Source organism: Halodesulfovibrio marinisediminis DSM 17456 (genome assembly GCF_900129975.1).
Classification (GTDB): Bacteria; Desulfobacterota; Desulfovibrionia; order Desulfovibrionales; family Desulfovibrionaceae; genus Halodesulfovibrio; species Halodesulfovibrio marinisediminis.
Genome location: NZ_FSRG01000003.1, coordinates 926848 through 939645, shown reverse-complemented (window position 1 = coordinate 939645; position 12798 = coordinate 926848). Strand labels below are relative to the sequence as shown.

8 protein-coding genes and 1 pseudogene are annotated in these 12798 nt (G+C 41.9%); 5 read left to right on the top strand and 4 right to left on the bottom strand.

Annotation, left to right across the window (positions count from 1 at the left end):
* Nucleotides 1–433: 433 nt before the first annotated feature.
* On the bottom strand, nt 434–640 hold the full coding sequence (locus BUR09_RS04490; RefSeq protein WP_074215732.1) for a hypothetical protein: 207 nt from the start codon (nt 638–640) through the stop codon (nt 434–436).
* A gap of 587 nt (nt 641–1227) precedes the next feature.
* On the opposite strand from BUR09_RS04490, the gene BUR09_RS04480 reads away from it, so the two are divergent.
* On the top strand, nt 1228–3186 hold the full coding sequence (locus BUR09_RS04480; RefSeq protein WP_074215730.1) for a cation:proton antiporter domain-containing protein: 1959 nt from the start codon (nt 1228–1230) through the stop codon (nt 3184–3186).
* 403 nt (nt 3187–3589) lie between these two features.
* Here the strand turns inward: BUR09_RS04480 and BUR09_RS04475 are convergent, their stop codons facing one another.
* Together BUR09_RS04475 and BUR09_RS16640 are read right to left on the bottom strand one after the other, a co-directional pair.
* Nucleotides 3590–3982: a rhodanese-related (seleno)protein gene (locus tag BUR09_RS04475; protein ID WP_281248134.1), complete on the bottom strand. Its 393-nt coding sequence runs from the start codon at nt 3980–3982 to the stop codon at nt 3590–3592.
* Between the two features lie 45 nt (nt 3983–4027).
* Nucleotides 4028–5224 carry a hypothetical protein gene (locus BUR09_RS16640; RefSeq protein WP_139296731.1) on the bottom strand — a complete coding sequence of 399 codons (1197 nt, stop codon included), beginning with the start codon at nt 5222–5224 and terminating at the stop codon, nt 4028–4030.
* A 291-nt stretch (nt 5225–5515) separates the two neighbouring features.
* On the opposite strand from BUR09_RS16640, the gene BUR09_RS04455 reads away from it, so the two are divergent.
* Both BUR09_RS04455 and BUR09_RS17025 read left to right on the top strand, forming a co-directional pair.
* The gene (locus tag BUR09_RS04455) at nt 5516–5830 is read left to right on the top strand and encodes a hypothetical protein (protein ID WP_139296730.1); all 315 of its coding nucleotides are present in this window, start codon (nt 5516–5518) and stop codon (nt 5828–5830) included.
* 470 nt (nt 5831–6300) lie between these two features.
* Nucleotides 6301–6729 (top strand): annotated as a pseudogene (locus BUR09_RS17025) (HlyD family efflux transporter periplasmic adaptor subunit); the annotation flags it as partial.
* Nucleotides 6730–6773: 44 nt separating this feature from the next.
* On the opposite strand, the gene BUR09_RS04445 reads toward BUR09_RS17025, so the two are convergent.
* On the bottom strand, nt 6774–7868 hold the full coding sequence (locus BUR09_RS04445; RefSeq protein ID WP_074215723.1) for a linear amide C-N hydrolase: 1095 nt from the start codon (nt 7866–7868) through the stop codon (nt 6774–6776).
* Nucleotides 7869–8581: 713 nt separating this feature from the next.
* Here BUR09_RS04445 and BUR09_RS04440 point away from each other — a divergent pair.
* On the top strand, nt 8582–10243 hold the full coding sequence (locus tag BUR09_RS04440) for an FmdE family protein (RefSeq protein ID WP_074215722.1): 1662 nt from the start codon (nt 8582–8584) through the stop codon (nt 10241–10243).
* 27 nt (nt 10244–10270) lie between these two features.
* Complete coding sequence (locus BUR09_RS04435; protein WP_074215721.1) at nt 10271–12787, top strand: ATP-binding protein; 2517 nt, start codon at nt 10271–10273, stop codon at nt 12785–12787.
* Nucleotides 12788–12798 lie beyond the last annotated feature (11 nt).

Sequence of the window (12798 nt, the reverse complement as noted above, 5' to 3'; positions counted from 1 at the left end):
CCGAATTTTCTTTAACGGTAGCTTCAAAAGGTGTTGCCCGTTTCTCAAGACCTAACTCATTTTTTACCTTAGAACATCGATTCTTTCTTGCCTTCCATAATTCTCAGGGGGCAAATTCTAAGCTCTCAACGTATTGCTTTTGGGGAACAATTTAGAGCGTAAGCTTCCTGAACAGAAACATAATTTTCTACCAGATAGCTAACTAAGTTCTGTAAGTTGACCGCAGGTTCTATGTTAACGCTATGTTTTTGTTGGAATTTTTCGGAGCAAGCCATATGCAGGACGGACGCAGGAAGTCCTTTATCGTTGATAGCTTCGGAAGTGGAGCATTCGAACACCTTTGGTTCGATGAAACTTAAGGTTTGATATTTGACTGTCCATGTGGCCGGATTGACATAATGGCCAGACTTGTTTCGTGTAGTCCGTTTTTGCCCTACACGAATACCTCAGCGATTTCTCCTAACTCTTTTGACCAATCAAGGGTACGCGAGACGATACGCCCATGATGTGGAGTATCAACAACAATGCGCGAACAGGCTTCAGAATCATTGCTTTGCATAATTACAGCAAGAGATAAGTATGGTACTGTTAAAATTATATATTTATTCTTTTTGCGCATGAAATCACTTTCCTTTTCCATGTCTATTACTCTGCATTAAAATTTGCTGGAGTCAATGCTAATTAAGATAGTGAAAGATAACGATGCGTTTTTGTTCGATGGTCGTTTACTGCCTGCTTCCATAACCAAAGGCTCCCCACTAACTAGCAGAGAGCTTTTTTTACATATCAACCGTCCGAACCTCACACGATTCGAAATACTTCTTCAACGTGTCCGGTCTGTAGAATACGCCTTTTGGGACTTTTACATATCGCGGGTCCTGCTTGCGACAGCGCCAGACGTTGAGTGTTCCAACTGGAATGCCTGTAACATCGCTTACCTCTTGAGCGGTTGGGGTTACGTAGAGTGGGTAAAAGAATATGCTAAGATAGTGTTTGAATTGGAAAAGAGGGGGTCGAACACTGTTTATCAATTGTATTTTTTCCATAACTAATGAATTGAATTGGAAAAGTTTAAATTGATAGGGTGTTATTCTTGCTATTTGGATTCTGAAAATAGTACTTATTTTATGAGTGGTAATCGTGAAAATTTATTATGATGCCATGAGCCAGCTGTAACAGTCGTTGGTTAATTACTGGCTACTTAATTATTAATGAGGAAGTAACGTAATGGGGCTCGCCACTGATATAATTCTCATTGTTGTTTTTGCGTTTTTTTTTGGGTTAGTCGCCCAACGTTTAAAGCAACCTTTGATCCTAGGGTATATTCTGGCAGGGGTGTTCCTTGGGCCTTATACAAGCGGATATACTATCTCTGATGTTCACGAAATTGAACTTCTTGCTGAGATTGGGATTGCCTTACTGCTTTTTGCTTTAGGTTTGGAATTCTCTTTTAAGGATTTAAAACCAGTAAAGAAAATTGCATTAATAGGAACTCCAATACAGATGTTGGCAACTATTGCCCTTGGTTATTGGGCTGGGCAACTTATGGGGCTCGACTGGAAATCTTCAGTCTGGCTTGGAGCGCTTGTCTCATTCTCAAGTACTATGGTTATTTTGAAGACCTTGATGAACCAAGGATGGATGGGGACGCTATCTAGTAGAGTAATGGTAGGGATACTTATAGTCCAAGATTTGGCAGTTGTTCCTTTGATGATTGCTTTGCCGGAACTGAATGACCCTGTGCTTGGCTTGCCAAAACTTGGTTTTGCTGCACTAAAAGCTATTGGCTTTCTTTCAGTAATGATTGTTCTCGGTACACGTCTGCTTCCTTGGTTGTTGCGTCATATTGCAAGTGTCGGTTCAAAAGAGCTATTTTTGCTGGCGATTACAGCAATCGGTTTAGGTGTAGGGTACTTGACCTATATGGTTGGTCTTTCGTTCGCGTTTGGTGCGTTTGTTGCCGGTATGGTTCTTAGTGAATCAGAGCATGGCCATCAGGCATTGAGTGTCATTATTCCATTACGGGATATTTTTGGGCTCTTATTTTTCTCCTCAGTCGGCATGTTGTTCGACCCGATGTTTTTGGTTGATAATTTTTCATCCGTAATAAAGCTGTTGGTTATTATTTGTATAGGAAAAGGGCTTATTTTTGCTACAATTTCAATTCTTTTTAAATACAGAAATGTTGTACCTCTAGCTGTTGGGTTGGGACTTTTTCAAGTAGGTGAATTTGCCTTTGTGCTTGCACGACTGGGGGTTTCAACAGCATCAATAACAAACGAGGTTTATTCACTTGTCCTTACCGTAACAATACTATCTATGGCGTTAACTCCGGTAGTTTCGGGATTGACTGCTCCTCTCTATAGATTCAGACAACGGTGGTTTCGCCATGAAAAGCTTACTACCTACAATTTACCTCAAGAAAAATTAGCAAATCACGTGGTAATACTTGGAGGTGGACGGATTGGTTTTCAAACGGCTCAAATCTTGAAACGCTTAAATCAAACTCACGTTGTGGTGGAGTTTGATCAAAAACGTTTTGAAGAATTGAAACAGGCTGATATAGCAGCAGTTTATGGTGATGCGGATCAAGAGATAGTTCTGGAGGCGGCGGGAGTCAGCTCAGCGGCTCTTTTAGTGGTAACAGTCTCTGATTGTGTTACAAGTCAGTCAGCTGTCAAATTAGCCAAAAAGATAAATGAACGACTGGAAATTATTGTGCGCTCTGCAGGATATGATGATTTTAAGGTTATGAAGGAGCTGGGTGTATCAGAAGCTGTATTACCAGATTTGGAAGGGAGTCTGGAAATCGTTCGGCAAGCCCTTCAGTATTTGGACGTGCCCCTGACAGAAATTCAATACCAAACAGAAAAAGTACGCCAAGAGCTATATTCTGACCTATTCACTCAAAAACAAAATTACAAAGTCTTATCCCAGTTACGTGGCGCTGAGCGGCAATTTGATTTGCAATGGGTAAGGTTATCTAAAGAGAGCTCACTGGCAAATCATTCAATCGGGGAAAGTAATATTAGAAAACGGACCGGTGCTTCTATTGTTGGTGTTGTTAGAAATGAAGAGCTGCTAAGTAATCCCGACGCGAATTGTGTCCTTTTGGATGAAGACCTGATTGCAATTATCGGAAACGATCAAGCGCGAAATAATTTTCTTAAACTTATTAAAAGCTAATTGATCCTAGCATAAAAAATGGAGCGCCTGTTCACCACAACCACCCATGTTAGAAAAGAGATGGTTGGATGCTCCCTACAAATAGAAAATTTTTTTGTGGAGAACAACTGTTATACTGCATGGAGCCTGACATATGAATCGCCCTAGCTTTGTAGACTTTCTAAGTTACCATAAGAGCCGCAACGCGCTATCAAAGACGTTTTAATCACCTATGGAACGTCTTTGTTAATTCTTCCAACTTCGATCATCTGATCACCATATTCTTTTAAATCGACGATCGCTAATTCAAGAATATCTACAAAGCTAGGGCGAGTTAGTTGGTAAAAAAATATTTTGTGCTTGAGTTGTTTTGATTTAGATAGTGTCGTCAAGTGCACGGACTTATTTTACCTTCGACTTTGCCCTATTTTTCTTCTACAGGGTACTTGTTTCTATACCAGTCGTTCCAGCCGCCAACCAGGGCGAAAACGTTTGTGTACCCTGCATTGATCAATTTTTGCGCCTCCCGGGCGCTTGTAGATTCATTCGGTCAGGCACAGTAAAAAACGATTTTTGCATCTTTTGCCCAACCTTTGCTTTTGGCAAAATCCACAATGTTTCCTTTGGGGCGAACAGCTCCCAGTATCTTAAATTCACTTCCTTTCCAGTCTGATCCAGTGCGGAAATCTACAATGATGTAGGACCCCATATTTTCCTTTAAAGCATCTTTGTCTATCCGTTGAACGCCCTCGGCAAATGCCGTAGCTACAAATGCTAAGATCATTAGGATAAAGCCGGCTAATTTAATTGCTTTCATAGTAACCTCTCTATGAACATTTGTTTTTCATTGTATCATATCTTCTTAGGGTAACAACATCTTCCTGCCTATTATGCCCAATGCTGCAATGACAATCGAGACGACACCAGCCACGATGAGTCCTTTGAGAGGGGCTTCAGACATCTTTAATACTGCATACGCGAGGTATAAGCATGAAGAAGTACCAACTATTTTGAATAGCTTGGCAATAAGTAAGTCCGTGTTTATTACCGAAACTATTGTGGACAATCCATAGAACACAAACCAAAGGGCGAAGCCTCCAGCAATATATGATTCGGTAATTGGTTCGCCGGCATAACCTCGGAGGAGAAGAATAGAAACCGTCAGAGCTGGAACGGTTGTCGCAACAGCTTGCTTTCCTAAATTGCTACTGGAAAGTTGAGCTGAAAGATGGAAGTCCATAAGTGTGATGAATGGGGCTTTGAGAAACAAGAGAATTGTATTGAAGGCAACATAACTGCCTAGGATGATGATTCCTCCCATTATATATCGTCCGTTTTGACCGAGTATCTTTTTGGCGCCGATCATATAAGGGACAGTCGAATCGGCCAATTTTTCTGTACCGGAAATGCTCAGTGCGGCGTAGGCGAAAATGGACAGGAATAATGCTGCCATGGTCAGAGCCAGAGCGTATGAAGAACCTGTAAATTTGTCCTTGGTGGAAGATGAAGCATAGAGTTCATAACCAATCAAAAGAGGGGCCATGAAAAAGAGCCCTTCGGAGAAAGGAGATGATCCATACGGCAAAAAGAAGTTAGGTGAATTCGATTCCTTGGGAGATGGAGCCCATAGTGCCGCAACAGAGAGAAAAACGATACCGATAAGTATCGTGATGATTGCAATGAGTTGTATTTTCCTTGCCTTGCAGGAAGGTGCCAAACTGGTGAAAAAAGAGCACGTCAGTATGATGAAACTGAAAAGGAAGTTGGGAAACCAGTATAGGAAGACTTCGTTGAAAGCATAGCCCGCAATCCCCAGTATTGAACATGAAAAGAAAACTAGTGAGAAAAAGCGGATACCATATCCAAATGATTCTAGTGCATCTGCGTTGGTGCTTTTACGATTGGGAGTACGTGGAGGAATAGTGGCTATATGTGTTGCAAGAAGAAATGCGGTGACTAAAAAATACCAGTTCCCAGCCAGTCCGATACCGCTTCCTGTAATCATAAAGGCTCTGGGGGAAAGGAGAAAACCCATTGCGAGCAAGGCAGTTGTTAACATGTTTACCTCACGAATTACTTTGTCTCAACAGATACGAGCCATGATGTTACAGCTGAAGTAACAGTTATGTCTTCATGTTGTGAATCTACCGAAAGCATCTGTATATTAATGGGTAATAATCAAAATGGATAGCATGCTTATGTTGATAACAATAGGTAGTGTTATGTTTTAATAAAAACTAAATTCTTTTTATTTTTGGACTACTAAATATAATAACAATAATTATATCCTAGTTAAGAAATGGTGTATGTTTTGGGTAAGAAGTACATTATTCAATGGGAGTTTATTGTTATGAATAAAAACGTTATCGCAATAATTACAATAGGTCTTCTAGTGCTTACTGGAGCTGTTGCTTTTGCTACTGATACAATGGTGAAAGGAGATGGTTACACGCTAGCTTCTTCTCATGAAGGTCATCAAATGAAGCATGATCATGACCAGATGATGAAAAAAGGTGGTGACATGAAGCATGATCATGACCAGATGATGAAAAAAGATGGTGACATGAAGCATGACCATGATCAGATGATGAGAAAAGGTGATGACATGAAGCAGATGGATAAGGAACATGAAGGTCATGATCATGGAACTAAGAAAAAACAGTAGTGGCCATGATAGAGAGATAATGTGTTATTTAAGACGAGAAATAAAATATAGTTGATAGTGAGGCACGACCTTTCATTCAGGTGCCTTAAATTGAAAATGAAAAAGCCTTAACGATGGTTCGTTAGGGCTTTTTTGGTGAAAAACAGCTGGAACGTGATTTAATTGAGTCCCAGTACGATTTGGCCCGTATTAAATCCCTGTTGGAATGGGAACCGGAAGGCAGCGTCCTGCCTCGATTGGAACTTCCAGGCTCAACCTCTCCTGCGTTGCAAAGTGTGGTATCAGTTTACCATGAACGTGTACGAGAAGATGCAGAAACGCTGATGTCTTAGCTAAGCGTTCTAAATAGTGAGATTAAACAATTTGACGCCAGGTTAGCAGCTGCATCGTTTCGGGTGGAAAAACTATCTAAATTGCTTACTATATCAGAAAAATGGCCTAGATCACTCAAAAAACTTTATGAAGACGGAATGGGCCGTCAATATGACTGGTTAGTGCGGGAAAGCGAAACGATTACTGCAGAGCAAGATTTGAGGGCAGAAAAGCAGCAGGTTGAGGAAATCAAAGCTGCTATTCAATCTTCCAACAAAAGAAAGAAGCAAGTTGTTGCAGTATTTCGCAAAGATTTGCTGGATAAAAAAAGTGATATAGCAATTCGCATTGAGAAGTTAACACAAGAATTGGTTAAGGCTCGAAGAGTGAATACGCTAAAGAATTTTACTGCTCCAGTTTTCGGTCGCGTGCAGCAACTTGCAGCGCATACTGTTGAGGGTGTTATTAATGAAGCTGAGCCTGTGATGGTTATTGTAAATTATGACTGTATGTTGGAGGTTGAAGCAAAAATTTTAAACAAAGATCTTGGCTTTGTTTATGTGGGGCAACAAGCTGAAATAAAAGTTAAAGCTTTTTCATATACGCAATATAGATTTTTAGCCAACGGTTGTTATTGGCATTTTGCTGGATTATATGGAAGCCAGTTTGGACTCTTGTGCCCAGCTGCTAGATCGCCCATGAGATCTGCGAACATGGGTTTCTTGAACTTCATGATGTCCTTAAAATTGAATCTCATTTGTTCATCAACCTGATAATTCTTAAAACTTATGTCCCCAGTATCAAAATGATATTGGATTTTCACCTGGGTTTCATAGCTCAGTCCTGTTGACTCGTCTTTGACATCCGTAGGCACTGATCCCCCTGTATCCATCACAAGACTGATCTTGGCGTCGACCTGAGCTCTGCTCAGCTTGGAATCGAACTGTTGAGCATTAAGATATGCGGTTAGACGTTGGAATCGGGAGTATGGGTGGATGTCCGCGTCCATGCGCCGGATATTGTTTTTGCCGACATATTCAAGCATGACTCTCTGTTTCCACAGCAGTGGGGCATTGGTCATTACGTTAAGATCATCGTCACCTTTCTTGCTGTCATAGATGACTTCGCCAACATCGGTAAATTGAAACAATGCTATGTGACCACTTTTGTCCTGCATAGAAAAATGAGGACCTTGAATAGCTTCGCCCTTGATGTGTATAGTTTCTGCCCACGCCACTTGCCATTTGCCTGCCTCTTTCGCATCCAAAGCTTCCTGAACAGAAGCATTATTTTCTACCAGATAGCTAACCAAGTTCTGCAAGTTGACGGCAGGTGCTTCGTTATCACTGTGCGTTTGCTGGATTTTTTCAGAGTCAGCCATATACAGGACGGACGCAGATAGTCCTTTCTCGTTGATGGCTTCGGAAGTGGTGCATTCGAACACCTTTGGTTCGATGAAGCTTAAGGTTTGATATTTGACTGTCCATGTGGCCGGATTGGCATAATGGCCAGACTTGTTTCGTGTAGTCCGTTTTTGTCCTACGCCGGATACCTCAGCGATTTCTCCTAACTCTTTTGACCAATCAAGGGTACGCGAGACGATAACCCCATGATGTGGAGTAGCAACAACAATGCGCGAGCAGGCTTCAGAATCATTGCTTTGCATAATTACAGCAAGAGATAAGTATAGTTCTGTTAAAATTAGATATTTATTCTTTTTACGCATGAAATCACCTTCCTTTTCCAGGGTTATTACTCTGCATGAAAATTTGCTGGAGTTAATGCTAATTAAGATCGTGAAAGATAACGATACGTTTTTGTTCGATGGCCGTTTACTGCCTGCTTCCATAACCAAAGGCTCCCCACTAACCTAGCAGAGAGCTTTTTTTACATAATAACCGTCCGAATCTCACACGATTCGAAATACTTTTTCAGCGTGTTCGACCTGTGGAATACGCTTTTCAGGACTGTTATATAGCGCGGGACCTGTTTGCGGGAACGCCAGACATTTAGGGTTCCAACAGGGATGCCAGTTACGTCGCTTATCTCTTATGTTGTTAAGAGCATCTTCTTTGTCTCGATCACTCTGATCGAGTAGTGCTTCGCGCTGCGTTGTGCTGATTCAATCATATCGTTCTTCATATTAACTTCAAATATAACTGGCTGTAGAGCCGAGTGTTAAAGATAATCTAGTGTGGCAGCTTCGTAGCAGGTGCCGAGTAATTAGTATCTAGTTAAACATCTGTTTTTTAATAACTTTTGAGCAAAACAAAACTTGTTTTGCATGCTGTCCAGTTTTTGCGGATTTCTCGGATTTTTGTTGTCCACTTTTGATGGACTCTTAAAGCAGCTTTTTTCTTAACATGCTTAAAATGCTGACTTTAAATCTTGGTCTAAATTTTGATTAGTTGTGTTCACTAGTTCATATTTGGAGGAACGATGGGACACGATATTATTATTCAAGGTGATGAAAAACCGATTGGGGAATACTCTTATGAAGAGTTTAAGGATATGGCTACGCTATTTCACAATTATCCGGCACCAGGGTTAATGCTTGGCGGGTATATGGTTGAAGCTGCTAAGGCTTGTATGTCAGAAGACGTATTATATGAGATTATTAGTGAGACATCTTGGTGCTTGCCGGATGCTGCACAAATGCTCACTCCGTGTACGATGGGTAATGGCTGGCTCAAGGTGGTTAATTTTGGACGCTATGCAGTAACGTTGTACAATAAGTATAATGGCGAAGGGGTTCGAGTTAGCTTGTGTCCAGAAAAAATGGAACAGTATGAAGAGCTGACAACATGGCTTTATAAGCGCAAACCGAAAGCAGAGCAGGATACGGAAAAGTTGCAGCGCGAGATTGCCCTCGCAGGTGCGTCAATTTGCAACATTTCTCCAGTTAAAGTTTCTGGCAAGCATTTAATAAAGCGAAGCAAGGGCACAATTGCTGATTGTCCAGTATGCGGAGAGCCGTACCCCCAAAAATATGGTTCAATTTGCAGGGCATGTCAGGGAGAAAGTCCTTATGAAGAGGTTTCTGTAGTAGATAGAACTCGCGTTGTCCCTAGCAATGTGTCTGTTGTTCCTCTTGAAGAGGCGGTTGGTAAAACCGCACTGCACGACATGACAGAAATTAATCCCGGAAAAAGTAAAGGGCCACTTTTCCGAAAGGGCCATGTGTTTGAAGTGGGTGATTTGTGCCGTCTTCAGCGCATTGGAAAGAACTCTGTATATGTTGTGGATGGGGATGTAGATGGTAGCTGGGTTCATGAGAACCAATGTGCTACGCACTTTGCTAACAAGATGGCCGGAGAGTTTGTTAAAGCCGGAGGCTCTGCAAAAGAAGGCAAGGTAGAGCTGATATCGCAAGAGGCGGGCATGCTTGTTGTCGATACTAAAACTCTGGAGGCCTTCAACCATATCCCTGGTGTGATGGCTGCATGCAGAAAAGGTTTTTCTTTAGTAAAGAAAGGGGTAAGTATTGCCGGAACTCGGGCTATTCCTCTTTATCTTGAGCGGGCTGTGTTTGATACAGCAATACAAGTGCTGGGTGAAGAACCTGTTTTTTCGGTAAAACCACTTCGGGCAGCCAAAGCTGGGGTGTTGATAACCGGCAATGAGGTTTTTGACGGACTAATTCAAGATAAATTTGAAGGCATTATCGAAACTAAACTTGCTGCTCTTGGAAGCAGCATTGAACAAGTTATCATTTGTCAGGATGATCGTTCCAGAATTGCCGATGCTGCTAAGTCGCTTGTGAAACAAGGGTGTGATCTTATAATCACCACAGCAGGACTTTCTGTTGATCCTGACGATGTTACTCGTGCAGGACTTGTTGATGCAGGGTTGAAAAATATTCTTTATGGTGCTCCTGTCTTGCCCGGAGCCATGACTCTTATTGGAAGCTTGCAGGGGGTTCAGACCCTTGGCGTTCCGGCTTGTGCCTTATTTCATAAGCATACAAGTCTGGACATTATACTCCCTAGGCTACTTGCAGGGCTGGCAATTACCAGAAGTGACCTTGCTGCAATCGCCAATGGCGGTATGTGTATGGATTGTTCCCATTGCTCGTTCCCTAAATGTGCTTTTGGTAAGTAAATTATAGTACTACCTTGTAGAGGCTGTATGAAACAATATTCACGTCTGCTTGGGATTTCTCTTCTTGCACTTGCTCTACTCAGTGTCCTCTCTTCAATTGGATTGTGTAACAGCGTAGGACCGGATTTGCTGACGTCCCGTGCCCGTGCTCCAAGATTTGGTACATGCATAGCCACACCTCCATATGAGTTTGTGGATGGTCAGTGTCTTTATTCTGGGATAACTGCTGATTATGTACATCTTTTTGAGAAAATTCTTGGAGTGAAGTTTAAGCGTACACGGTGTACTGGCAGATATCGAATGTTCAAAGCCGTGGAACTCAAGGACGTGGATTTTATCCCATTAGTGGAACGTACGCCTGAATTACAACGAAAAATGGATTTTATTTTTCCATATATTCAGCAGCCTACAGTAGTAGTCACAACTGCGGAAGCCTCCTTTGGGGAAAATGTCGACTCTCTGCGCGGTAAGCGTATTGCTATTCCAGCATATTCTGGGGTGGCGCAGTATCTTTTAAAACTGTTCGGGAACGATATTCACCTAGTTGAATATGACGGGAACGGGACAACTGTTTTAGAATCAGTACTGCAAGGGGAGGCTGACGCAGCCATTCTTGATTTAACCATCGCTTCATATTTTCTTGATAAAAAGCGTTTTGGTGAAATGAAGATCGCTGGATTCACTGACTATATTGCGGTCAGAGGTATGGCTGTCCGTAAAAACATGCCTGAGCTTAAAAAACAGCTTTTGGGAGCCGTTCAGCAAATTCCATCATCAAAACATGCAGAACTTCATAGCAAATGGTTGGTTACTCCAAAGGTTCCAATTTGGAAAGATGACAGGCTAATAGGTGGAACACTGATCGTACTTGGTGTTGGATTAGCTTTACTGGCATTAATTACTGGATGGAACCAAAGCTTAAAAAAAACTGTAAAGAAGCGTACGTTGGCACTTGAAGCCGTTAACACTATGCTTTTTCAGTCGTTACAGGCTTCTTCTGAGCAAGCATTGCATGGCACCTGTTTAGAATTAATTCACCAGACTATGGGGGCAAAGGTCGTTTTTTTGGCTGTTAAACAAAATGACAGGCTGAATATGGTGACCAGTTTTCCTGAAGACTATGTAACTGTTCTAAACCAAGTGTCATTTCCACTTGAAAATCTTTGCTGCAATACGGCTGTACAATCAACTATAAGCGTTAAAACAGGAAATAAAGGTGAACTGCCTGCCTGTTTTGCGCTGCGTGCATTTCATACGGATAATATCGATAAATTTGTAGTCGGCGTGGCGAGTAATGATAACTACTCGCCTGAGGCTCTTTCAACGTTCAATACTCTTGTTTCGACATTTGGACAGGTTGTGCGTCATAAGCAGGCGGAGCGTGCTCTTCTTGAGAAAGACAAACAAATTATTAGAGTACAGCGTATGGAGTCTCTTGGTGTAATGGCAGGAGGCATCGCACACGATTTTAACAACATTCTGGGTGCGATTATTGCCAATGGTGAGATGATAGAGCTATTTCACGAAGTGGAAGAAGAAAGTGTCGGAGCTAAGCTTCAGTCAATTCTGGCTGCTGCTTATCGTGGCAGGGACGTAGTACAACAAATTTTGAATTTTGCACGTCCTAACAGTGATGGGGTAAAGCCGCTTCGTCTTGATGAGGTTGTATTTGAAACAGAAAAAATGTTCAGAGTCTCTTTACCGGCAAAGATCGAGATGGAACTGCGTGTCGACAAGGAGGCGGTAGTTTTAGCAAATTCCACTCAGATTTCTCAAGTTTTGATGAATTTGTGTATGAACTCGGTGCAGGCGATAGGGGATTCAAAAGGGACTATCAGAATATTTCTTAAAAAAGAGTTCACGGTACCGAAACATATGTTCCAAGGTGCCTTGTCTGTATCTGACAGCTATATTTTACTTAGTGTTGAGGATGATGGACCGGGGATGCCCCCTGAGGTGCTTGAGCATGTTTTCGATCCCTTCTTTACAACAAAACCTCCTGGAGAAGGTACGGGGCTTGGACTGTCTATTGTGGCGGGGATTGTTTCTTCCTATGGTGGATTTGTGCATGTTGACAGTGCAGTAGAGACAGGGACTCGGATAAATATAATTTTTCCTTCCTGCGACCAAAGTCCGGACTCTTTGCGTAAAGAAAGTGGTATTTCGACAGCGCAAGGTGATGGAAAAATTTTGTTTGTCGATGATGAAGAAACGGTTCTTTTATCCTATTCTGAAGTGTTGGAGCAGCTTGGATACACAGTTCAAGCTCAGCGCTGCGCTGAAGCTGCTTTGAAGTTATTTTCTACGTCGCCGGAAAGTTATTCGCTGGTTATAACAGACTATAATATGCCTGGACTGACTGGAGATATGCTTGCACGAAGCATTCTAGATATTCGTCCTGATATTCCAGTGATTTTGTGTACTGGGTTCAGCTCCCGCTTTGATGAACGGAAAGCAGAAGGACTGGGATTAGCGGCTCTTCTGAAAAAGCCGGTGAGCATCAGGGAATTGGCTGACACTGTCAGCCGGTTTATTTCAATGTAATTTATTTGAAA